This window comes from Chryseobacterium sp. G0201, assembly GCF_003815655.1.
Lineage (GTDB): Bacteria > Bacteroidota > Bacteroidia > Flavobacteriales > Weeksellaceae > Chryseobacterium.
The window spans coordinates 2,061,240-2,084,734 of record NZ_CP033917.1 but is presented as its reverse complement, the minus strand read 5'-3'; the positions used below and the strand labels follow the sequence as shown (position 1 = coordinate 2,084,734).

General features: G+C 33.2%; 19 protein-coding genes. 7 read left to right on the top strand and 12 right to left on the bottom strand.

The window, feature by feature from the left end:
- Positions 1–17 precede the first annotated feature (17 nt).
- Genes EG348_RS09390 through EG348_RS09370 form a run of 5 tightly spaced genes read left to right on the top strand, consistent with a single transcriptional unit; the run spans position 18 to position 4,944 of the window.
- The gene (locus EG348_RS09390; RefSeq protein ID WP_123982731.1) at positions 18–1,766 is read left to right on the top strand and encodes a glycoside hydrolase family 3 protein; all 1,749 of its coding nucleotides are present in this window, start codon (positions 18–20) and stop codon (positions 1,764–1,766) included.
- Complete coding sequence (bshA, locus tag EG348_RS09385) at positions 1,766–2,914, top strand: N-acetyl-alpha-D-glucosaminyl L-malate synthase BshA (protein WP_123982729.1); 1,149 nt, start codon at positions 1,766–1,768, stop codon at positions 2,912–2,914. The genes EG348_RS09390 and bshA overlap by 1 nt, the downstream gene beginning before the upstream one ends.
- 26 nt (positions 2,915–2,940) lie before the next feature.
- On the top strand, positions 2,941–4,194 hold the full coding sequence (locus EG348_RS09380) for a DUF2851 family protein (protein WP_123982727.1): 1,254 nt from the start codon (positions 2,941–2,943) through the stop codon (positions 4,192–4,194).
- Between the two features lie 12 nt (positions 4,195–4,206).
- Entirely contained in the window at positions 4,207–4,428 is a 222-nt protein-coding gene (locus EG348_RS09375) for a PspC family transcriptional regulator (RefSeq protein ID WP_034712816.1), read from the top strand.
- A 3-nt stretch (positions 4,429–4,431) separates the two neighbouring features.
- Positions 4,432–4,944, top strand: a complete 513-nt coding sequence (locus EG348_RS09370) for a GNAT family N-acetyltransferase (RefSeq protein ID WP_123982725.1) — start codon at positions 4,432–4,434, stop codon at positions 4,942–4,944.
- Positions 4,945–5,010: 66 nt separating this feature from the next.
- Here EG348_RS09370 and EG348_RS09365 read toward each other — a convergent pair whose 3' ends face one another.
- The 4 genes from EG348_RS09365 to EG348_RS09350 all read right to left on the bottom strand — a co-directional run bounded on the left by EG348_RS09365 (position 5,011) and on the right by EG348_RS09350 (position 8,198).
- Entirely contained in the window at positions 5,011–5,745 is a 735-nt protein-coding gene (locus EG348_RS09365) for an SIMPL domain-containing protein (RefSeq protein ID WP_123982722.1), read from the bottom strand.
- Positions 5,746–5,828: 83 nt separating this feature from the next.
- Positions 5,829–6,638 carry a carboxypeptidase-like regulatory domain-containing protein gene (locus EG348_RS09360; protein ID WP_228414854.1) on the bottom strand — a complete coding sequence of 270 codons (810 nt, stop codon included), beginning with the start codon at positions 6,636–6,638 and terminating at the stop codon, positions 5,829–5,831.
- A gap of 5 nt (positions 6,639–6,643) precedes the next feature.
- Positions 6,644–7,438: a hypothetical protein gene (locus tag EG348_RS09355; RefSeq protein WP_123982720.1), complete on the bottom strand. Its 795-nt coding sequence runs from the start codon at positions 7,436–7,438 to the stop codon at positions 6,644–6,646.
- 13 nt (positions 7,439–7,451) lie between these two features.
- The gene (locus EG348_RS09350) at positions 7,452–8,198 is read right to left on the bottom strand and encodes a hypothetical protein (protein ID WP_123982718.1); all 747 of its coding nucleotides are present in this window, start codon (positions 8,196–8,198) and stop codon (positions 7,452–7,454) included.
- A 184-nt stretch (positions 8,199–8,382) separates the two neighbouring features.
- On the opposite strand from EG348_RS09350, the gene EG348_RS09345 reads away from it, so the two are divergent.
- Positions 8,383–11,523 (top strand): UvrD-helicase domain-containing protein, encoded by a 3,141-nt coding sequence (locus tag EG348_RS09345; protein ID WP_123982716.1) that lies wholly within the window; start codon positions 8,383–8,385, stop codon positions 11,521–11,523.
- A 177-nt stretch (positions 11,524–11,700) separates the two neighbouring features.
- On the opposite strand, the gene EG348_RS09340 is transcribed toward EG348_RS09345, so the two are convergent.
- Entirely contained in the window at positions 11,701–11,913 is a 213-nt protein-coding gene (locus EG348_RS09340) for a hypothetical protein (protein WP_123982714.1), read from the bottom strand.
- Entirely contained in the window at positions 11,876–13,324 is a 1,449-nt protein-coding gene (locus EG348_RS09335) for a hypothetical protein (protein WP_123982713.1), read from the bottom strand. The genes EG348_RS09340 and EG348_RS09335 overlap by 38 nt, the downstream gene beginning before the upstream one ends.
- Positions 13,325–13,642: 318 nt before the next feature.
- On the opposite strand from EG348_RS09335, the gene EG348_RS09330 reads away from it, so the two are divergent.
- The gene (locus EG348_RS09330; protein ID WP_123982710.1) at positions 13,643–15,064 is read left to right on the top strand and encodes a tetratricopeptide repeat protein; all 1,422 of its coding nucleotides are present in this window, start codon (positions 13,643–13,645) and stop codon (positions 15,062–15,064) included.
- Between the two features lie 121 nt (positions 15,065–15,185).
- Here the strand turns inward: EG348_RS09330 and EG348_RS09325 are convergent, their stop codons facing one another.
- The 6 genes from EG348_RS09325 to cysS form a co-directional block, all read right to left on the bottom strand.
- Positions 15,186–15,695 carry a ferritin gene (locus tag EG348_RS09325; protein ID WP_123982708.1) on the bottom strand — a complete coding sequence of 170 codons (510 nt, stop codon included), beginning with the start codon at positions 15,693–15,695 and terminating at the stop codon, positions 15,186–15,188.
- 126 nt (positions 15,696–15,821) lie between these two features.
- A complete protein-coding gene (locus tag EG348_RS09320) occupies positions 15,822–16,280 on the bottom strand; it encodes a hypothetical protein (RefSeq protein ID WP_123982706.1) in 459 nt (152 codons plus the stop codon).
- Between the two features lie 186 nt (positions 16,281–16,466).
- Complete coding sequence (locus EG348_RS09315; protein ID WP_123982704.1) at positions 16,467–17,546, bottom strand: hypothetical protein; 1,080 nt, start codon at positions 17,544–17,546, stop codon at positions 16,467–16,469.
- Between the two features lie 139 nt (positions 17,547–17,685).
- Positions 17,686–20,337 (bottom strand): 4-alpha-glucanotransferase, encoded by a 2,652-nt coding sequence (locus tag EG348_RS09310; protein WP_123982702.1) that lies wholly within the window; start codon positions 20,335–20,337, stop codon positions 17,686–17,688.
- A gap of 121 nt (positions 20,338–20,458) precedes the next feature.
- Entirely contained in the window at positions 20,459–21,625 is a 1,167-nt protein-coding gene (locus EG348_RS09305; RefSeq protein ID WP_123982700.1) for a T9SS type A sorting domain-containing protein, read from the bottom strand.
- Between the two features lie 310 nt (positions 21,626–21,935).
- Positions 21,936–23,402: a cysteine--tRNA ligase gene (cysS, locus tag EG348_RS09300; protein ID WP_123982698.1), complete on the bottom strand. Its 1,467-nt coding sequence runs from the start codon at positions 23,400–23,402 to the stop codon at positions 21,936–21,938.
- Positions 23,403–23,495 lie beyond the last annotated feature (93 nt).

Genomic DNA, 23,495 nt, shown 5'->3' with positions numbered 1-23,495 from the left:
TTCATATTCAAAAAGTCATGAAAAAAATAGTTTATACTTCCCTCTTTGTATTTCTATGTATTAGTTCTAAAATATCGGCTCAATACCAGCCTAAAGGCATTTCTCAGGCAGATGTGGACAAGGCAAATCAATGGGTTGACAAAACGTACAAATCACTTTCACAGGATGAAAAATTAGGTCAGCTTTTTATTGTTGCTTTATATACCAATAAAGACGAGAACCATATCAATCAGGTAAGAAATATTGTTTTAAACGATAAAATCGGTGGTTTGATCCTGATGCAGGATGATGCAGCGAGAGAAATTAACCTAGTTAATGAATTTCAGCAAAAATCTAAGATCCCATTGATGATCGGGATGGATGCAGAATGGGGTTTATACCAAAGAATCGCTGCGGCACATAAATTCCCTTGGGCAATGACTTTGGGAGCTATTCAGGATAAAAATTTACTGTATCAGATGTCTGCCAAAATAGCCGAAGACTGCCACAGAATGGGCATTAATTGGGATTTTGCCCCAGTTGTTGACGTCAACACCAATCCAAACAATCCGATTATCGGAAACAGGAGTTTTGGCTCTGAGGTTGATAATGTGATCAATTCGGCATTATCTTATTCAAACGGACTTCAGGATAATAACATTCTTGCAGCAATAAAGCATTTCCCTGGACACGGTGATACAAGTACAGATTCACACCTTGATCTTCCAGTAGTTTCCCATAGTTTAGAAAGACTTAATACTGTCGAATTAGCACCTTTCAAAGCATTGATGAATAAAGGAATTGGCGGTGTTATGGTTGCTCACTTGTATGTTCCGAGTTTAGAATCGGGAAAAGGCATTCCGGCTTCCGTTTCTAAAAATATCATCACAGGTTTATTGAAAGAAAAATTAGGCTATAAAGGTTTAATTATCACTGATGCCCTAAACATGGGCGCTGTTGCCAACAAATATAATCCGGGAGAGCTGGATGCAATGGCCTTCAAAGCAGGAAATGATATCATGCTGTTTTCTCAAGGTGTGGCTAACGGAAAAAAATTAATCCAAAAAGCAATTGACAATGGAGAAATTCCTCAAGCTAGAGTTGAAGAAAGTGTAAAGAAAATTTTATTGACAAAATATTATTTAGGATTAACTCAATACACTCCAAAAAATCCTGAAAATGTAAATCAGGATCTGAACAACGATTCTCACAAAAATCTAGTTCAAAATTTATATTCAAATGCTCTGACCTTAATAAAAGACGATAAAAAATTGCTTCCATTGAACGGAAAACAAGTGTATTACGTTCCTTTGGAAGAAGCACCTTATCAGACATTTGCTTCTCAATTGGGTTCAAATGTAATTATTAAAAAAGCTGGAGAGATTAATTCAATTCCAAAAAATTCTACTGTAATTGTTGCTTTTCATAAAGACAATTCAACAGCTTACAAACCTTATAAAATATCAGATACCTCTAAAAAAGTTTTATCTGATTTAACAAAAACTCAAAATGTTATTCTAAATATTTTCGGAAGTACTTACGCGTTGAAAGATATTGATATTTCAAAAGTTTCAACCGTTCTCGTTTCTTATGAAAACAATGATGACTCAATGATTGCAACAGCAAATGCATTCAACGGAAAAACAAAAATCTGGGGCAGACTTCCTGTTTCAGTTAATGATAAATTGAAAGCAGGAATGGGGATTGATTTAAACCCTACTTCCGCTTCAAACACAAAAGTAAGTTCAACAGTATTTACAACATCCAAAAAAACAACAATAAACTAATGAAAATAGGCATACTTTGCTACCCAACATACGGCGGAAGCGGAATCGTGGCAACAGAACTTGGAATGTCTCTTGCCAACAAAGGCTATGAAGTACATTTCATCAGCTCGGCTCTTCCCGCAAGATTAGACATCACCAATCCGAATATTTTCTTTCACAGAGTAAATGTTCAGACTTACCCGCTTTTCCAATATCAGCCTTATGATATTGCGTTAAGCTCGATGATTTACCGTGTCGTGAATCTTTATAAACTGGATTTGCTACATGCACATTATGCGATTCCTTACGCTTACGCGGCATTTACAGCTAAGCAAATGTTACAGGAAGATAACAACGACATTCCGTTGGTAACAACGCTTCACGGGACTGATATTACGCTTGTAGGTCAGCATCCAAGTTACAAACATGCCGTAGAATTCTCGATTAATCAATCAGATGCGATCACTTCTGTTTCTGAAAGCTTAAAAAGAGATACACTACAGTTTTTTAAGATCAAAAAAGAGATTCAGGTAATTACCAATTTTATTGATAATTCTGAATTTGACGAGCCTAGCGATTGTCAGAGAACTCAATTTGCGAATCCTGACGAAAAAATATTGATTCACGTATCCAATTTACGTCCTGTAAAACGTGTGGAAGAAGTTCTTCAGATATTTAAAAATGTTCAGAATAAAGTAAAATCTAAACTGATCATTATCGGAGAAGGTCCTGATATGGAAAAAGTTAATCAGTTTTTAGAAGAAAATCCGGATCTGATCTCAAAAATTCGTCTTTTAGGAAAAGTGAATGATTTGTATAGAATTCTTCAGCTTTCAGACGTATTTTTATTACCTTCTGAGCAGGAAAGTTTTGGTCTGGCAGCGTTGGAAGCGATGGCTGCAAATACTCCGGTTATCAGTTCAAATGCAGGTGGAATTCCTGAAGTAAATATCCAGGGAGAAACAGGTTTCTTAGCCGAAATTGGAAATGTAGAAGCGATGAGCAACTATACGATCAAATTGTTGAGCAATGAAGAACTTTTAACCCAAATGAAGATAAATGCGAAAGAACAAGCGATAAAATTCGATTTGAAAAACATTCTTCCTATATATGAAGAAATGTATAGAACAACAATAGAAAATTTTAAAAAAGAGTTGTCTAAAGTATAGCAGTCAGCTATATTTGTAAGACACTCATGACGGAAAAACTACTTCAATATCTTTGGAACTTTAAGATTTTCAAACATTTTGACTTCAAGGATATTGAAGGAAATTCCGTTGAAATATTAGATTTCGGCAAATGGAATACCGATTCCGGACCCGATTTTTTATTGGCGAAAATTAAAATCAACAATGTAATTTTTGCAGGAAATATCGAGCTTCACGTAAAATCCTCCGACTGGATATTTCATAATCATTCTATAGATCCCAATTACCAAAACATTATTCTTCACGTTGTTTTTCAAAACGATGCTGATATTGATGAACTGAAAAATAAAAATATTCCAACACTGGAATTAAAAAGTTTCATCGATGAAAATATTCTCTGGAAATATGAAAAATTGGTCAGTGAAAATCAATTTATTCCCTGCGAAAATATTTTTGATCAGACTAAAATTCCGATCCATTTTCATGAGGAAAATATTCTAAAAAAACTGGAACAGAAATCTTTGGAGATAGAGGAAAGTTTAGAATTATATAAAAATAATTTCGAAGCCGTCCTTTTTCATCATCTCGCCTACTCTTTTGGGTTAAAAGTAAATGCTTTTATTTTTAAACAAATTGCAGAAAGTATTGATTTCACGATCATCAATAAAATCAAACAGAACGAAACTCAGCTTGAAGCTTTATTCTTCGGGATTTCCGGTTGGTTGGAAAATCCAAAAGATGACCAAATGCAAATTTGGAAGCGAGAATTTGATTTTGTTAAAGCTAAATTCAATATCTCAGATTTAAAATTTCGTCCTAAATTTTTAAGATTAAGACCTCCGAATTTCCCTACTATTCGTTTGTCGCAATTGGCTAATCTTTACCATCAGCATCACAGTTTATTTTCAAAGATCATTTTTGCGAAAAGTTCTGTCGAATTATTTGAACTATTTAAGAATGTAAAAGCTTCGAAATATTGGGATAATCATTTTAATTTCGGGAAAATTTCAACAGTTGATCAACCTAAAGTTTTGACTAAAGATTTCATTGAATTAATTATTTTAAACTCCATTCTTCCTTTAAAATATACTTATCATCAATATCACAATGAAGAAATCACTAGTGAGATTTTAGAATTTTACACGAACATTTCATCAGAAAAAAATTCAATCATCGATCAATGGAAAAACCTTGGTTTAAAAACTAAAAATGCCCTGGAAAGTCAGAGCCTGATTTATCACTATAAAAATTCCTGCGAAGAAAAAAATTGCTTAAATTGCGGTATTGGATTAAACTTTTAAAAGAAACCTAAAATGTTCGATAATATCCGCCATAAAATGGAAAGAGAATGGTTTGGCGTTCTTACAAGAATGGGCGCTAAATTGGGAATTCCTGTGTCTAAACTGAGGGTTTTCTTTATCTACTCTACTTTTGCCACGGCAGGTTTTTTCTTTCTTATCTATTTAGGATTAGCGTTTACCCTTTGGATTAAAGATATTTTTATTACAAGAAGGCCAAGCGTTTTCGATTTATAAACTATGGAATTTTTACCGATTACATCATCAGACGACTTTAGAGTCCAGGAAATCTACACTTCCTATTCAAGCTCCTTTCCCGAGGATGAAAGACGGGATTGGGATAAATTTATAAAGCTTTTTGAAAATTCAAATGTCAAAATAATTTCTGTTTTACACGAATCAAAAACGATCGGTTACCTCATCCTTTGGGAATTGAGCAACTTTGTTTTTGTTGAACATTTTGAAGTGTTTAAAGAATTTAGAAGTCAGAAATTCGGATCACATATTACCGGATATTTATTTGACAATTACCCCCGAATTATTTTAGAGATCGAACCCGAACATTTAGGAGAAGATGCAAAAAGACGCTATTCATTTTATCAGAAAAATGGCTTTAAACTTCTTGATGAAATATATGTGCAGCCAAGTTACGGCGAAGGAAAAAATCCTATTGATATGTGGTTGTTATCAAATTATTCTCCTGAAAATCTGAAGGAGGTTAAAGATGAAATTTACGATATTGTTTATCATTAAAATACAAATCCGAAGTTTTAATGCTCCGGATTTTTTGTGTTTTCCAATTGATAATTAATAGAAAATTTAATTCACCTCATATTCCAACTTAATCGTAATACTCGCTTCTTTTTCTTTAGAAGAAGTATTAAAAGTTCCGCCATACGAATAATCTTCATTAGAATTTGGGGCTGTAATTTGAATAACTCCCATCGTCGCCTTTTTCAGATTTCCTAATTTACTTCCAGAATTTTCTGCAATCTTTTCAGCTCTTTCTTTAGCATCTTTCGTTGCAGAAGCAATCATTTCCTGCTTTACTGTCGCTAATTTTGTATAAAAATAAGATGGTGAAGAAGATGTAAATTCTATCCCACGGTTGATAATTTCCGTAATATTTCTGGAAAGGTTTTCAATTTTTGCGACTTCTTTACTTTCAATAGAAACTTTCTGCGTCAGACTATATCCCGAAAATTCTCCTTGTACATTATTTCCATTTGAGTCCGTATAATTTCTAAACTGCTTCTGAATATCTACCGAAGAAAAAACGATCTCACTTTGTTTGATACCTTTTGAAATAAGATAATCGTTGATCACTTTTCTGTCCATCGCCAATTCATCATAAGCAGATTTCAGATCGGCATTATTTTTAGAAAAACTTCCCGACCAAGTAATTAAATCGGAAGTGAATTGTTTCGTACCTAAACCAGTAATAGAAATAGTATTTTCAGATTTATTTCTATTTTTAATAGCACTTCCTAAAAGTCCAAGACCAATAATGAAGCCTAAAGATGCAACCGCAATTGCAAGAATGTTTTTATTCATAAAAATCGTGAATTTGATTAATTTTAATTCTATAATTATATCAATTTCTATTCCGAAAATTTAAGATTTTTTTAACATTTAAATTATTGCTTAATTTGCTTTAATCTTTCTGCATAAAGAGGGATTACTTCTTCAAGGCTTAATAACACTCCGGACAGGTTTTTGGCTTTAACGTAGGTTCTCGTGTGAGGCTTTGTGAGAAAAGAAAATTCTATAAATTCCGAAATTCTTTCAGCAGGAATTCCTGCTTTTGTAAAATAATCATCATCAACTCTCTTACGGATCCACATAATATGCTCCTGCAGATCATCATATCGATATTGACGTTTTTGTCTTCTTGCTTTTCCACTTACCAGATCATAAACGCCTTGCACATTAAGATTTCCTAAAAGCATTGGAAGCAAAACGCTTTTCACTTCTGCAGGTTTTTCCCTCATTTTACCGATAGGCTGCGGAAGCCCGACTGCTTGCTGAACAATTTCGTCCTTATCTATTTTCGCAACAGCTCTGGAATCATCGGCCAAATCGCCGGTCAATCTTTTGGTAACTTTAACCTCTTCTATCTCTTCCGGAATTTTAACTAGTGTGATAAATAATTGAGAATTTATTCCGTCTGTCAATACTCTTTTGGAGACTCTTTCATAGCCTGCTCTTACAAATCTTAATTCATTGTTATTAAAGGCTTCAATAGAAAATTCACCCTGAGAATTGGTATATACTTTTTGATCTGTCGAAATGTTAATTACCGTAACGGAGCCAAGATTAATATCATTATCATCAGTAATTTTTCCTGTAACTGTTTCCTGAGAAAACATGTAATTACACAAAAATATTAGGATCAGAAGAACTTTTTTCCAGTCTGATAAAAATGTATATTTATTATTGAGCTTCACTATTTTTAATTTCCTACTTTTTCAGTTTTCTTGTATAATGCAAAAGCTATTCTCAATTCAGTTTCAACAGTCTGTTTGTTGAAGTCTTTTCTGTAATTTTTTGCCAGTCCCCTTGTATCATTAGCATACAGCAAGAACTTATCAATCTGCTCCTCCGTCATTCCATATTGTTTAAGAAAACCTAGATCTATTTCTGTTTTGAGTTTATTGATAAAATTCCGGCTTTCAAAATAATCTGGTTTTGTAATTTTAGGCTGAGTTGCTTTTTTTACTAAACCTATTGCAGAGCCTATTAGCTTTACCATGTCAACTTGCCCCGCGCTGAAGTCATGACCTTTAAAGGTTTTTGAAATCGAATTATCCGGTAAAGCTTCATTTAACGGACTCTTCATATATTTTTCCATTGTAGAATTCAAAGAAGCAATTTTTCTTGAACCATCAAAATATTTACTGTCTTTTTCAAGATTTCCGGTAGGTTTATAGGTAATTTTAACTTCCGGAATCAAAGTTTCAGCTCTTAAAAGCGTTACATTAAAAGGAGTATTTATATTTCCATTTGTGATCTTTTTATCAGTACGATAATATCCATCTTTTACAAAACGGACTTCATCATTTTCCTGAGCTTCGATCATAAACTGTCCGGAAGAATCACTGTGAGCACTTTTATTACTGGAAATATTTACAATTAAAACAGAATTCAGATTAATATTATTCTCATCAACCACCTTACCTGTAATTTTCTGTTGAGAAAATATAGATTCAAATAAAAACATGAAGATTAGAAAAAGTGTCTTTTTCATCTGTTAAAAGGATTTATTTTTGGGTTTGAGGAGCACGATAAGACGAAATTCTCGTTAAAACAAATCGTTGGAATCTGTACAGATCCGCATCACTGCAATATCCATATTTTAAGATGTTTTTTCTCTCAAAACCGCCTGCAAAAACATAATAAATAAAATTCTGAGTCAGTGCTTTATCTATTTTAAGATCTGTAAAATATCGCTCACCCAATGCCTTTGTAAGATAATCCATAAAATCTACATCATCCCATTTATTTTTAATCTTTCCGATAGAAAAACCTTGTCCTTTGGGTTGAACAAACTCTCCGGCTCTTGCTGCCAGAAGTCTTGGATCTGATTTTTGAGACATATAAACCGCCAGATCACTTTTTAACTTCTCAACTTTTCTTGGAGGATTAAGATTTTTAGAATCAATTTTTATATCTCCGGTGAGGCCTTTTTTTATTTCAATCTCAGCAATTAATGCAGCAGATCTTATTAAAGTAATATTGATGGAAGAACTTATATTTTCTTGGGTCACCTTTTTATTAAGTCTTTCATAACCGGATTTCACAAAACGGAGTTCATCGCCCAGTCTTCCAAAGACCATAAAATGTCCGTCCCGATTTGTTAAAACCCTTTCATCAGTTCGGATATTGATGACCGTAACATCAGCCATCTCAATATTTTCTTCAGAAGATATCTTCCCAAAAATATAATCCTGAGCATTGATATGGATGAAAAATATAGTAAATAATAAAAAAAGTAGTTTAAATTTCACGGAAAGTTTTTTTATAATGCAAAACTAAAGCTATTTTCACTGTATTTAATAAGTTTAACCACAGTTAACGCGTTTTAGGAAATTTTTGTGAATTTTCTATTTCTAAATTGTTAAATAGCGAATTGAATTTGTTAAAATTTCACTTAAAAATTAGCTAACTTGCACTCTCAATTCTTTCAAAAAAATGCAAAATTCTTACACAGTAATCAATGCTTCTGCAGGCTCAGGGAAAACTTACGCCTTGGTTCAGAGACTTTTGATGATCTGTCTTCGGTATCCTAACCAGCAACACGCCATCAGAAATATATTGGCTTTGACCTTCACCAATAAGGCTGCCAATGAAATGAAGGAAAGGATTTTATCCTGGTTGAATAATTTTGCCGGAGATACTTTTGCGACAAATACAGATTTAAAAAATATTCAAAAAGCATTTGAAGAACAAGGATTAAGAATAACGATCGACGAATTGCATGTCCGTTCTAAAAAAATGTTAGATTATGTCCTTCACAATTATTCTACTTTAAATATTGGAACGATTGACCGTTTCAACTCCCGATTGGTAAGAAGTTTCTCTTATGAATTGGGTTTGGCGAAAAATTTTAATCTTGAAATTGATGCAGAACCTTTTTTGATCGAAGCTGTAGACAAAATGCTTGACCAGATCGGTGAAAATGAGTCTATTTCTAATTCTTTTATGGATTATGTAGACTACAGCCTTGAAAACAACGAAAGAATCAACCTTAATAAAAACCTTTACGACTCTGCAAAAGAGTTTGTAAAAGACATTCATTATGAGCATCTTAAAAGTAACAAAAGCTTTGATGATACGAATTATGAAAGTATAAAAAATACGATCCGAAAAGAGATAATTTTCAATAAAAAACATTCTTTAGAGGTTGCAACAAAATCAATCGAATTATTTAAATCAAGAAATATTGAGATCGAGGATTTTGCACAGGGAAAAAATGGAATTGGAGGATTTTTTACCAAAGTTTTAGATTTTTACAATCAAAAAAGAGCAGGATTCCCGTTCCCGACGACGCAGGAAGAATCTGTTGTGAATAATTACCGAAAAGGGGCTTCTGCAAAATCTAAAAGTAAAGAATCTGAAATTTTTGAAATTCTAGAGCAATTGCTGGAAAACAGAATGCAATTGATTCTTTTATTCATCGAAACTCAGAAAAAAGAGAAAATTTTATCAGCTTTACTACCTTTGAAGGTTAATAAAGATATTCAGGATGAATTGAAAAAAATTGAAGATGAGAATGATCTTGTTTTGCTTTCAAAATTTAATATTTTAATTAACGAAAATCTTAAAAACGAGCCTTCAGCTTTTATTTATGAAAAAGTAGGTTCACAGTTCCAGCATTATTTCTTTGATGAATTTCAGGATACTTCTGAGCTTCAGTGGCAGAATTTTGTTCCGTTAAGAGATCACAGCGTTTCAACGGAAAATACTTCTTTTACGTTGGTGGGAGATCCGAAGCAGAGTATTTACCGATTCCGTGGTGGAGAAAGTAAATTAATGCTCGATATTATCAATAAAAAAGAAATTTCTCCTAAAGAAGCACAGTTACTTGTTTTAAAAGACAACTGGCGAAGTGCAAAGAATATTGTTCAGTTTAATAACGAATTATACGAATATCATTCTAGAAATCTTGAAGAAGAACATAAAAATATTTTCGGAACCGATGCCGAACAAAACGCCAAATCCATCAATGAAGGCCGCGTTAAAGTAAATCTTATTGAAAATCTCACCAACGAAGATTTTTACAACGATACTTCCGAAAGGATGAAGACAGATATTCAGGAATGTCTGAATAATGGTTTTAAGTTTTCTGATATTACGATTCTCTGCCGTGGAAATTTTGATATTTTCAGTTATTCTCAAAAACTGGGGAATCTGAAAGTCAATTATCGTGGTGAAGAGACGAATATCAAAACCATTTCTGATAAAGGATTAACCTTAGAATTATCGAATACTTTACAGGCTGTCATTGAATTTTTGAAATGGGAAATCAACCCGAAAAACAAACCTAATCTAATCATGATGATGTATCATCTGAATACATTAGGAAGAATCAGTATGCCGGATTTCACACTACAAATGAAGGAAATTCTGGATATTGAAACGCATGAGGAAATTTTACAATTTCTTCAGCAGACCTATTCTTTACAATTAAAGCAGGATAATTTTCCGAAATTTAACTTATATAATTTTGTAGAATATTACGTCAACGAATTTTCCCTTGAAAACAAAGAAACCGATTTTCTTCTGAACTTTTTAGAAATGCTTTTCAACTTCACACAAAATGCAGGAGCCAGTACCAAAGAATTTTTGAAATATTGGGATGAAGAAGCTTCTACCTACACCATTCAGGCTTCGGAAAATATTGATGCGATCCAGATCATGACGATCCACAAATCTAAAGGATTGGAGTTCCCCATCGTTTTTATTCCGATGATGAATAAGAACCGTGACAGTGAATTTACCAACTGGTTTGAAACAAACAGTGATGAAGCTTTGAAGTCTGTTAATATCAATCAGTTCAGTAAAAATCTTGAAGTTTACGATCAGGAAATTGAGAAATTCAACAAACAAAATTCTTACAAAAACCTTGTCGACAGGCTTTGTCTGCAATATGTTGCTACTACCCGACCTGTTGAGCAATTATTTTTCTATCTGCAAAAAGCAAACAAAACCTCCAACAATTTGGAGCTTTTAGAATTTCTTCAAACTAAAAATATCAATGAAAGTGACGAGTTTGATCTATACGAAGTGAAGCCCGAAATGCTGAAAAAGTATTCGAAAGATAAAACTTCATCTTTCAAAACAAAAAATATTGAGAATCTTAAAAATATCAATGAAAAAAGTACTTCCGTAAAAATTGCTACTCCATCGAAAAATTATCAGGTTCGAAACGAGAAAGTGAGAATTGGTCTTTTTGTTCACGAATTATTATCAAAAATTAATACCGAAAAAGATATTGCAAAAGTTCTTGAAAGTTATCTTTTGGAAGGACAAATTACCGTGGAAGAAAAAAATGACATTCAGCAAACTCTAGAAGAGATCGTTAATACGTATTCAGAGTTTTTTGATGAAAAATGGGAAGTGATCAATGAACAGGATATCATGATCTCAGAAAATGGAGAAAGCCGAATCTACAGACCCGACCGAATTTTAAAAGGTAGTGAAGGGTATATTATTGTTGATTTCAAGACCGGTGAAGAAACGGCGAAGAATGATCGACAGATTGAACGATATAAAAATGTTTTGGAACATTTGGGAAGAAAGGTTTTAAGAACTCAGTTGATTTATTTGTAAATAAAGGTTTTCGTACTCTTTATTTAGAATTTATTAATTTTAAAAAAAAAAAAAAAATTGAAGTATTTAGAAAAAGCAGAGGAGTAAAAACTACCTCTGCTCACTAAACACAAACACTAAGATTTCATGATGAAATATTAAAATATTTTTAATAATGATGTATTATTTTATTTATTTTTATTGAACATCACTTACACAGATCATTTCAATATTGGTACCGATGGTACGTATTCTTATTTCATTATACCATACACCTCCTGCTGGTCTTGCAATTGTAGAATTTGCCCCGTATCCACAATTACCATATTGAATACTTCCTATTGGGGTAACTTTTATTCCATTATTGTAATACTCAACAGTCGACCCCTGAGCCTCCAGTAAATGTATCATATACTTTAGCATTACTTACTGCTTTGTTGAATTTGATTGTTAATATATTTGCACTGGCTGATCCTCCACGGAAAGTTGTTGCCTGTGTAGCTCCAAAACAGTTGGTAAGTCCTGCTCCCGATGTAAAATTAGTTGAAGTAATAGTAGCTGTAACCGGAATACCATTTATGGTTCCATTTGCTGTACCACCATTTGCAGTATATGGTATCAGGAATGAATTGGCTGTACAACTTGCACCTGGTAATGCTGGCGGATTTGCAGCAGCAGATACTGTTCTTGTTAGCACGCATGCTTGTCCTCCAATGTTTATGGAGAAACTTGCCGTTCCTGAAGCTGCCGGAGTTCCTGTAATGGTATAAGTGATTGCTCCGTTTCCACTAGCAAAACTCCCTGCTGTTAATGTTGCTGTTAAGCCTGGCACCCCTGTAGATGTTACAGATTGAGCAGAATATGTTCCTCCGTTTCCTCCAGTATAAGGGATTACTGATGAAACTCCTGAAGCCGCACTTCCTCCTGTTAAAGTTCCAGTATTGGTAGCGCCCCCACAGTTTAAGCTTGAAATTGCTCCTACAGGAACAACTACTGCTCTTGATAATGTACATGTTCTTCCTCCAATATTGATGGCAAAATTAGCTGTTCCTGCTGCAGTTGGAGTCCCTGTAATGGTGTAGGTAAGATTTCCTGCTCCATTAGCAAAGCTTCCTGCGGTTAAAGTTGCCGTTAAACCTGTTACTCCTGTAGAAGTTACTGTCTGCCCGCCATGTGTTCCTCCGTTTCCTCCTGTATAAGGAATTACAGATGTAACTCCACTAGCTGCTAAACCTCTTGATAGTGTTCCAATATTAGTAGCACTTGCACATGTGATTGCTGTTATGGTACCTGCAGGTGGTGTCACAGCCGCACAAGTAGAAACCCAAGATGCGGAATTCCAAAAATCCATGCAATTGGTAGTTGCATTGTAGATCATCAACCCGGCTGGTCTACTAGCTGCAGGAATTGCATCTCGTTGAGCTGTTGTAAGCCTTGGAGGAAGAAATCCTTTGTTGGTAGCAGATAATTCTAATATTGCATTATTATTTGGAGAAATTGTACCGATGCCTACATTTCCATTAGGTCGCATTGTAGCTACTGTTGTCAACACCTGTCCTTCATCTCCGTAAGTTCCTATTGCGTTGGCTCCCACATTAAACTGTATTCCATCTTCTGCTCCAGATGCATTAATAGATGGTCCGCGCGATCCTACATTAAACCATAGATTGTCCCAGCTTGCAGATCTATTGCCATTTTTTATACCAAAAGTAGTACCCATAATGTCTAATGTAGCTTTAGGTTCGGGAGTATTTACTCCGATTTGTGAGAAAGCAAAACCTGAATATAGTAAAGTTGATAAAATAATTAATTGTTTTTTCATTTCCTTAATTGTTTGTTTTGATTAAATTTTTATTCTTTCGTGTGTTTTAGAATCGTATCTCATACTTAAAAATGACTAGTATTATTAAAAGTATTTCGATGTTCATTTGTGTTTGCAAATTTATATCCATCAGATTAAATTAAAGCACTACAATAACACAACACGTTTTTAATCAATTCGAAATCAAACATTTAACATAACACCGAAGTAAGATTGCAGTATCCTGGGATCTTACTATTATTATGAGTTTTCGCTTATTTATTTTAATTCATGATTTGTTTTTTTGATTTTCGTAAATTCGAGTAATAAAATACACTCATGTTTATTGATCGCATTATCTTAAAATTATTAACCCTGCTTTTTCTGGTACAATTTGCAAATTGTAAATCTCAGGATTATTCTTTTTTTCCAGAAACAATACAAAAGACAGCGGGATATTACAATAAAGGAGAGTATGTAAAAGCGATGGATTTTAATATCAATGCATTAAAAAAATATGAAAAGAATGGTAATAAGGAAGGAATTGTAACAATCTATACCAATATCGGATTTTTGCTTTTTTCTTATAACAAACTTCAGGAGAGTATTGCTTATTTAGACAAAGCCAAAGAGGAAATGGGAGATGATAATAATCCTCTTTTTTCGGCTAGAATTTATAGTGAATATGCCAAAAATTATACACGGCTGGGAATGCTTGATAAGTCCAACACTTTTTTTGATAAGGCTATTCAATACACAGAGGAAATTCCTGTAGAAAAACAGAAAAAATATCTTTTATTTTACATTTATACATGGAAGCGACTCAACTTTTTGGCTCACCCGGATTCATTGAGAAGTATTGATAGAAAAGCTCTTATAAATTTACCTAGCGCTCTTACTTATACCAAAATTGCGGATAGATTTATTGAAAATAATGTACGTCTAGATTCAGCAGAATATTATCTTAATAAAGCCTGCTCTGCTCCGGATCGAAATTTTATATTAGTTGAAGGTATTACATTGTTTAGTTATGGTAATCTATATGCAGTAAAAGGTGATCATGAAAAAACGCTTCATTATTATCTTAAATCTCTTAGTACTTTTAAGAAAGGTGAGTCTAAAATTCTTATTAGAAAAGCTTATGATTCACTTTCAAGTGTTTACAGTGCTATGAATAACGAGAAAATGGCTAAGGAATATCTGGAGAAATTTAAAGCATTAAATGACAGTATAAAAAACGAAGAAAAAGCTGCTATAAACATTGTTATCAATAGACTTTCAGAAGATGAAGAGAGAGAAAAACAACTAGAAAAAAATAAAATGTATTTTATCATTTCTGGCCTTGTTATTTTATTTCTGGTTTCCGTTTACTTCATTCGAAGAATTAATCTTTCTAAACAGTTAAAAAATGATCGTCTGCTTGAAGAACAGACTTTAAAAGTTCTTAAATTAAAAAAACATTTAAATGATAATTCCTTTGATAAGGTCACACAAATGGCGAAAGAAGACAGTCCCTTTTTTCTTTCGTATTTTAAAGAAGTATATCCTGATTTTTACGAAAAATTAATCAGTCATACTCCCAATTTAAATGATAATGATATAAGATTCTGTGCGTATATAAAACTTAATATCAGTAATAAGGAAATTGCTGTATTTAAAAATTTGACATTCAGAAGTGTTGAAACTACAAAATATCGACTTAAAAAGAAATTAGGCTTAGAAGTTTCCACAGACCTTAATAAATGGATTAATAATTTATAAAAATAAAATATCATCCTAAATATTAATCGTAATCTTTCTATTAATGGGTTGATTACAAAGTTTCGGCGGCACCTTTGGTGCCGCCGAAACTGGTTATCTTAAACTTATTTAAAGTTAAATCTTAAGCCTTTGGATCCGCAACAAACACTCTTTGTGACAATTCCTGATCAAAAAGATATAATGCTGAAGGGTTATCAGACACCATTTTGATCTTCGTTACGTACTGAGAAGCACTCGCTTCCTCTTCTACCTGCTCATTGATGAACCACTGTAAGAAAGAAGTTGTAGCAAAATCTCCTTCGTCATTCGCATTTTTTACGATGTTGAAAATACTTTTTGTTACTTTTTTCTCGTGCTCCAATGCTTTTTCAAAAATGTCGATGGCATTTGCAAATTCGTGTGGTGGTTTTGCAATTTCTCCGATGATGATTTGTCCTCCTACATCATTTAAATAATCAAACATTTTATCAGCATGCATTAATTCCTCTTTGCTTTGTACTCTGAAATAATTGGCGATCCCATCAAGATCTTTGCTGGAAAACCAAGCAGACATTGAAAGATAATATTGTGCGGCGTATTGTTCGTGAGCTATTTGTTCGTTAATTAGTTGTGCAATTTTATCGCTTACCATAATAATAAATTTTACAGTAAAATTATGGAATAAAACCCCGAAATCAAAAGATTTAATCAAATTTAATACAAAAAGGACGGAAATACATCCGTCCTTAACACATTAAAAAATCAAAATTGAAAACTCTTAATTCACAGCAGGAGCAGCCGTATCCATTGATCTCTTCATTTTTCCACCCTTCATTCCTCTGTCTTTCATTGCTGCTTTTCTTTGCTCCATTTTAGCCTGTCTGTCAGCTTGCCATTTACCGTACTGCTCAGGAGTTAAGATTTTTTTCATATCCGCATCCATTTGCTCTCTCTTGACTTTCATCTTCTCCATTTTAGCTTGTCTTTCTCCTTTGTTCTTATCAAAATCAGCTTTCATTTCAGCTTTTCTCTTTTCGTGAAGATCTTTTATCTGAGCTACCTGTGATTGATTTAAATTTAAATCTTTCTGCATTTTATCTAAATGCTCTTGCTCTTTTTGCTGCATTTTTTGTTGCATTTCTGCTCTTTTTGCCTGCTTGTCCTGAGGAGTAGTTTGTTGTGCCATTGCAAAACTTCCCATTCCGATAAATGCTATTGCTAATACTAATTTTTTCATCTTTTTAAATATTTAATTATTAATTAATTGTTATACATCTTTTTGATACTTAATTAAAACGGAAGTTAAAGCTGAATATTCATAAAAAATGTTAAATTTTAATATCGAAATAATAAAATACAAAAAAAAAGGACAGATTATAAAAACCTGCCCTTCACACCACTTAAATATAATATATGAAAATTATTAATTCTTTGTCAATCTGAAACCTCCCGAAGAATTTCTGTTACCATTATTGTTCTGTCTTGGAGCTGAACTTTCAGATCTTTGCTGTCTGAAACCACCATTATTCTCTCTAGGTCCAGAAGCTTCTCTTCTTGTTTCATTTCTGAATCCACCAGAACTTCTTGTTCCACCACTATTTCCTGAGTTTCCTCTAAAACCTCCGTTATTTTCTCTAGGAGCAGAAGGTTCTGTTCTCACATCATTTCTGAATCCTCCAGTATTTCTCGTTCCACCAGTGTTTTCAGTTCCTGCTCTAAAGCCTCCGTTATTTCTTGTTCCGTTATTTTCACGGAAACCTCCTGAGTTATTATCTCTCTTAATAGACTGATTACGGAATCCTGAGTTATTATTATCTCTTCCGGATCCTCTAAATCCGTTATTTTCTCTTTGGCTCGTTCTTACAATATTAAAGGAAGGATTATTATTCCCTCTAAATTTAGCTCTGTCTACTCTGTAAATATTGATATTTACGTTTCTATAGCGTGGCATCGGTCTGCAAATGGAAGCATAATGTGTTCTTCTGTAGTTTTGAAAATACACAACCGGGCTAGCTCCTCTGTAATAATTGTTTTGAAAACTAATAAAAATCTGCGGTCCCATAATTCTTTGTAACGCATAGAATCTATCATAATACCATCTGTCCGGATTGTATCTGTAATAGTTATCCCATGTTGAAAAGCTTACATACAGATTATTCAATCTTAAGATTTGATCAATTTGCCAACGGTTCAATCTATTTTGATTAAAAAACACATTCCAGTTGACATTTACGATACTGCTTCTGTAATCGTTATAATTATTCTGGTAATAATCTTGAGGATAATAATCCTGAGGATAATTGTAGTAATAATCGTCTGGGAAATAATTCTGGTCGTCTTCGTTAGAATAATATCCGTTATTACTTCCATAGTTGTTATTTTCATAACCATTATTTCCGTATCCGTTATTGTATCCGTCGTTACCGTAACCGTTGTTTGGATATTGCTGAGCAAACGACAAAGTCGCCAAACTCAGAGCAAATCCCAAAAATATTTTTTTCATTCTTATTGTCGTTAATTGGTTAATATATAGTAGACTATCTCTAATCTATCTTTTGGATATAAATAAAAAAAAGAAGTTAAATCTTTTGACTTAACTTCTTTTAAAATATCATTAATTAACTGATAATCAACTGTTAAATTTACAACCTTCCACTATCTTTAACCCAATATTTTATTTTTTGGTTAAAATCAGTCTTATCTTTTAAATCTTCTAAATTTAAATGCATCCTGTAACGCCAATAATGTGGAAATACTGCAGGATTATTGATCCTTTCATTGTCCATTTTCGGGTTGGTAAGCTCTTTATCCGTTGCAAAAAACTCCTGAATCGGGAAAATAGCCAGCATCGCATCTGTGTAGAGATGCTGCTTCATAATGATCTCTGCTAAATGAGTATCCAATTCTTCCGGCGCTTTACCGTATTGAATTAATTGTTGATTAAAATATTTCTGCGTCAAAGCCGGATCTTCCTTCCACCATTGTCTTAACGTTGAACTGTCATGCGAAGAAGCCGTAATTACATTCAGATAACCCGCATTTTTAGGATTATAAAAAGGAATATTATCCGAAGGCATACGCTGAACTTTCAAGGCTATGATCGCCAATTCGTCCATTACAGCAGGTACGCAGTCAGGAACCATTCCTAGATCTTCACCACAGATCAACATTTCGGTTGCATTTAAGATCATGGGAAGTTTTTCCATTGCTTTTTCGCTCCAAAGCTTATCCTGTCTCTTGAAGAAATAATCGTGATACAGATCGTAAATAGATTTCTTTTCCCAATCCGACAAATATTTGTAAGACTCAGTATTATAGACATTAAATCTTGGATGATAAACGGTTTCTCCTTCTCTTTCTTCAATTAAAAATAAAACATTCGCACAAAGGGCAATCAATTGTTCTTCAATCGGACCTCTTGGATTTTTCTTAAAGAAATCTGATAATTTTCTCTGGGTATCAAACTCTTCTTTAAAAGAATACGTTCCATTATGATTATTATTAATGAACTCAAATGCTTTTCCGTGATCTTCACCGAAATAATTCCAAAGAATCTGATCATTGATAAACGGTTTGCAATATCTGTTAAAATCAAAAGGAATATGCCAAGCCTTAAATTCTGCTTCAGTAATCGGAACTGCAGGATAAAAATATCCTAAGAGCCCTTGAGTAGCAGAAATCGGCATTCTCCAGATCCTGAAAAATCCTAAAATATGATCAATTCTCATTGCATCAAAATATTGTTCCAATGCTTTGAATCTGTTTTTCCACCATGTATAATCGTCAGCTTTCATCGCTTCCCAATTATAGGTTGGGAATTCCCAGTTTTGACCTAATTCTGTGAATTGATCCGGCGGTGCTCCGGCTTGGAAATCCATACCGAATAATTCCGGCTCCGTCCAGGCTTCAACAGAATGACGATAAATTCCAATCGGTAAATCTCCTTTCACAGAAACCCCTAAACTATGGATATATTCAATCGCATCTTTTAGTTGCTTATGAAGTTGGTATTGCACCCAAGCATGAAGCATTGAGGCATCATATTCTTTATTTTTTGCTGAAAAGAATGGTGAAATTTTTCCTGCTATGTATTTTTTATGTGTTTTCCAATCATTGAAATTCGGAGTTTTATATTTATCTCTCAATACACAAAATGCAGAATACGGAATCAACCAATCTTCATTATCTTTTATAAATTTCTTAAAGTTTCTGTCTTTATAAATCTTCTCTTTTTCTGTATTGAAAACGGCTTTCAAAAACTTCCATTTTCCGGAAATCATTTCCTCGTAATCAATTAATTCTAAAGAATTTAATTTTAATTTTTCAGCATTATATTCTTCAACTAAATCCTTCGGCAATTTAAAATCAAGATTATCAATAGAAATATATTGTGGATGTAAAGCATACACAGAAACCGCTGCGTAAGGGTAAGAATCTGTCCAAGTGTAATTGGCCGTTGTATCATTGATCGGAAGAATCTGGATAATTCCTAAGCCTGTTTCTTTTGTCCAGTCAGCCAATTCTTTCATATCAGAAAATTCTCCGACACCGAAACCATTTTCACTTCTTAAAGAGAACACAGGAACCGCAACTCCTGCATCATGATACATCTGATATAGTTTGAATTTAAAATAATGACTCGAAACGATCTGCAAAACATCTTTCTGCTGATTGGGAACCGCAAATCTGTTTTCGCCAGCTTCTACATCAATTACCCTACCTTCATTTTTGTCATAAAGACAATATTTAAACTGAATAAATTCGTTCTCAGGAATCTCAACTGAAGTTTCCCAGATACCAAAATCCGTCTGAGATAAATGAATTACTTTCTCATAATCCCATTTTCCGAGAGAATCCGTACTTCCAAACAAGACAATCTTCCAATTCGGGTTGTACACCGGAGCCTCTAATCTGAATAAATGGGTATGTTTTTTTAAGACCGAAATTTTTTCAGGAACAAACTGATTGAGTTTATTGTAAAGAATTTTATTATTTAAATAATTCTCGGGAAAATTTTTATTATTCCACTCATCGAAGATTGAAAATTCTTTGTAATTATGCGGGAAATTAAGATGATGTAAGACAAATTCTTCCCTCAAAAGATTTCCTTTCTCATCTGTAAGCTGGTATTTATAAGATATGGACTTTGAAAAATAATCTACTTCACATTTCCACAAACCGTTCTCAGTGCAAAACATTTTATGAGTTTTAGGCACAGCTCCTTCTTCATTGATAACCAACTGCAAACATTCCCCAATTTTTGCGCTGTAACCTATATTAAAGTATAATTTCATCTATATTTTTTTATAAAAATACATTATAATATCGAAAAACAAAACTTATTGAATATCAAATATTCATTAAAAAACCTTCCCGAATATACGAAAAGGCTGAGTTTTTATTAAAGTTAAAAGATTATTCTGTTACAAGAATTTTTTTGCTTAATAATATTTTCCCGGACTCATCAGCAATACTTACAATATAAGCTCCATTAATCAGATTTTTTAAATAAACCTGTTGATTTAATGAGCCATCTTTTACGGATAAATTCTGTTGCATTACATTCTTACCTGAGATGTCAAAAATAGTAAGTTTAAGATTTCCTTTTACTGATTTATCATTCACATTTACGTTGATTAATTGCTCATCAACTCTTGTCGGATAAATATCTAAATTTGCTAAAGCACTATTTGAAATAGCTTTATCATTAGCAAAATATTTACTCGCCAAATCATAAATATGTAAATTTAAATTTCCCGGAAGTTGTTTTGCCTGTAAATCATTTAAATTCACTTCATATAAAGGCGCTCCTTTTGCGCTCGCAATCACAACTTTTCCTTTGGAATTCACCGCTGCTCCGTTTACAGAATACCCTTCAGGAATTCCTGTGATTTTTCCGACAAATTTTGCCTTTAATTCTATCGTTGAAACTTTGAAAACATTTCCTGATGTTGCAAAAACATAGAAATTATTATCTGCATCAGCAATCATATCACCTCCAAAGCCGGTTTCAATTGTTGTGAAAGAGTTTTTTCCGTTTGAAGAATCATCTTTAACGATCCCAAGGTCATTGACAACATATTGATTGTTCTTGTTACTGATCTGTAAAAACTGTGTTCCGGAATTATTCATCGCGTAAATATTTCCATCATATCCTGTCGCCATTCTCGTTATGTGAGAATTGATGTCGCAAGAAGTTACTCTCACAACATTATTTTCAACCAAAGTGATTTCTTTAGTTTTAGGATTTAAAACATAGATATTTGACGAAAACATCGGCATGTACACCAGATTATTATTTCTTGAATCATACGCCAACGTCGCCATTGTTGTCGCCTGAGAATTATTGTAAGAATTTTTATCCTCAGTTACAGAACTGTTTCTTGTCTGTGAAAATATTTTCGCAGAAGAATCTGCAGTGAAGACAGCTTCTCCGGAAGTTCCGTTTACCGCATCAATAGCACGGAAATCATTAAAAACAATACCTGGAGTATCTTTTCCTGTCAGTGCAAAAAAATCTTGCTGAGCATGAGCGTTTGCTCCAAGTAATACCAAAAATAAAGGGAATAAATGTTTTTTCATAATAAGTTGGATTTAGATTCGTAATGATTTTACTATTACTAAGTTACATAATTTTCAAATTGGATGATAAAAAATCTCTACTATTTAAATACTATTTACAATAATTTAATTTTAATGGTGTGATTATGATAATTTGAAGAATATTTAAATTTAACAAATTCTTTACATTTAATTTTTAACCGATAAGATTTTTGTTTAAAGTTTTAAGATTATTAAAATAGTGATTTATCCTTCGTCGAAATGACAACAACACGCACAAAAAAACTCCCACAAATTTGTGAGAGTTTAAGTATATACTTATTTTATTATTTTAATTTAAAACGTAAGTTGTTCCGTCTCTTCCATCTTTCAATTCAATACCTTCAGCAAGAAGTTTGTCTCTAATTTGATCTGAAAGGTCAAAGTTCTTAGATTTTCTAGCCTGATTTCTCAGTTCAATTAAAACCTGTAATGTCTGATCCAGCTTTTCATTATTGTTTTCTTCAACCGCCTGAAGTCCTAACACGTCAAATATCAAAGCATTTAAAGTTGATTTTAAATCTTCAAGATTTTCCCTTGAAATCGTTTCTTTATCATCATTTAAAGCAAAAATAAATTTCACAGCTTCAAACAAATGAGCAATAAGAACCGGAGAATTGAAATCGTCATTTAAAGCATCGTACGCTTTATTTTTCCACTCTTCAAGATTGAAACCAGATTGTTTTTCATCATTTGGCGTGATTGAATTTAAAACTTTTACCGCTTCTATTAATCTGATGAAACCTTTTTCGCTCGCAATCATCGCATCATTAGAAATATCCAAAACACTTCTGTAATGAGCCTGTAGGAAACAGAAACGTACAATCGAAGGATGGAAGGGCTTTTCAAAGAAATCGTTATCTCCTGTAACCAACTGCATTGGCAAAATGTAATTCCCTGTCGACTTACTCATACGTTGCGTGTTCATTGTCAACATATTGGCATGCATCCAATAATTTACCGGAGCGGTATCATTGCAAGCTTTTCCTTGAGCGATCTCACATTCGTGATGTGGGAATTTCAAATCCATTCCACCTCCATGAATATCAAATTTTTCACCTAAATATTTAGTGCTCATTGCAGTACATTCAAGGTGCCATCCCGGGAAACCTTCTCCCCAAGGCGAATTCCATCTCATGATGTGTGCAGGTGAAGCTTTTTTCCAAAGGGCAAAATCCTGTGGGTTTTTCTTTTCACCCTGTCCGTCTAGATCACGTGTGTTGGCGAAAAGTTCTTCAATATTACGTTTTGAAAGTTCACCGTAATTAAGACCTCTTTTATTGTATTCAAGAACATCAAAATATACAGATCCGTTGCTTTCGTAAGCGAAACCTTTTTCAATTAGTTTTTGAGTTAATTCAATCTGCTCAACGATATGACCAGTTGCGGTAGGCTCGATGTTTGGAGGAAGTAAATTAAACATTTCCAAAACCTTATGAAAATCAACCGTGTATTTTTGTACGATTTCCATCGGTTCCAGTTTTTCAAGACGGGTTTGCTTCACAAATCTGTCGTTATTTACGTCTCCATCGTCTGTAAGATGTCCGGCATCAGTGATATTTCTCACATATCTCACTTTATATCCTAAGTGCGTTAAGCTTCTGTAAATAAAGTCGAAAGAAAGAAAAGTTCTTACATTTCCCAAATGTACATTGCTGTAAACCGTAGGTCCACAGACATACATTCCGACGTTTCCTTCTAAAATTGGGTTAAATATTTCTTTTTCCGCTGTAAGCGAGTTGTATATTTTTAATTGCATTGTGTTGTTTTTGATGTAATGATTTTAAAATTTAGTTTAAAGTTTAGACATGCTAAAAGACAGAAATCTTTTAACAACAGCATTCACAGCAAC

Coding starts and splice junctions, on each gene's coding strand:
- EG348_RS09390 (WP_123982731.1), top strand. CDS start 18: ATGAAAAAAATAGTTTATACTTCCCTCTTTGTATTTCTATGTATTAGT.
- bshA (WP_123982729.1), top strand. CDS start 1,766: ATGAAAATAGGCATACTTTGCTACCCAACATACGGCGGAAGCGGAATC.
- EG348_RS09380 (WP_123982727.1), top strand. CDS start 2,941: ATGACGGAAAAACTACTTCAATATCTTTGGAACTTTAAGATTTTCAAA.
- EG348_RS09375 (WP_034712816.1), top strand. CDS start 4,207: ATGTTCGATAATATCCGCCATAAAATGGAAAGAGAATGGTTTGGCGTT.
- EG348_RS09370 (WP_123982725.1), top strand. CDS start 4,432: ATGGAATTTTTACCGATTACATCATCAGACGACTTTAGAGTCCAGGAA.
- EG348_RS09365 (WP_123982722.1), bottom strand. CDS start 5,745: ATGAATAAAAACATTCTTGCAATTGCGGTTGCATCTTTAGGCTTCATT.
- EG348_RS09355 (WP_123982720.1), bottom strand. CDS start 7,438: ATGAAAAAGACACTTTTTCTAATCTTCATGTTTTTATTTGAATCTATA.
- EG348_RS09345 (WP_123982716.1), top strand. CDS start 8,383: ATGCAAAATTCTTACACAGTAATCAATGCTTCTGCAGGCTCAGGGAAA.
- EG348_RS09340 (WP_123982714.1), bottom strand. CDS start 11,913: ATGATACATTTACTGGAGGCTCAGGGGTCGACTGTTGAGTATTACAAT.
- EG348_RS09335 (WP_123982713.1), bottom strand. CDS start 13,324: ATGAAAAAACAATTAATTATTTTATCAACTTTACTATATTCAGGTTTT.
- EG348_RS09330 (WP_123982710.1), top strand. CDS start 13,643: ATGTTTATTGATCGCATTATCTTAAAATTATTAACCCTGCTTTTTCTG.
- EG348_RS09325 (WP_123982708.1), bottom strand. CDS start 15,695: ATGGTAAGCGATAAAATTGCACAACTAATTAACGAACAAATAGCTCAC.
- EG348_RS09320 (WP_123982706.1), bottom strand. CDS start 16,280: ATGAAAAAATTAGTATTAGCAATAGCATTTATCGGAATGGGAAGTTTT.
- EG348_RS09315 (WP_123982704.1), bottom strand. CDS start 17,546: ATGAAAAAAATATTTTTGGGATTTGCTCTGAGTTTGGCGACTTTGTCG.
- EG348_RS09310 (WP_123982702.1), bottom strand. CDS start 20,337: ATGAAATTATACTTTAATATAGGTTACAGCGCAAAAATTGGGGAATGT.
- EG348_RS09305 (WP_123982700.1), bottom strand. CDS start 21,625: ATGAAAAAACATTTATTCCCTTTATTTTTGGTATTACTTGGAGCAAAC.
- cysS (WP_123982698.1), bottom strand. CDS start 23,402: ATGCAATTAAAAATATACAACTCGCTTACAGCGGAAAAAGAAATATTT.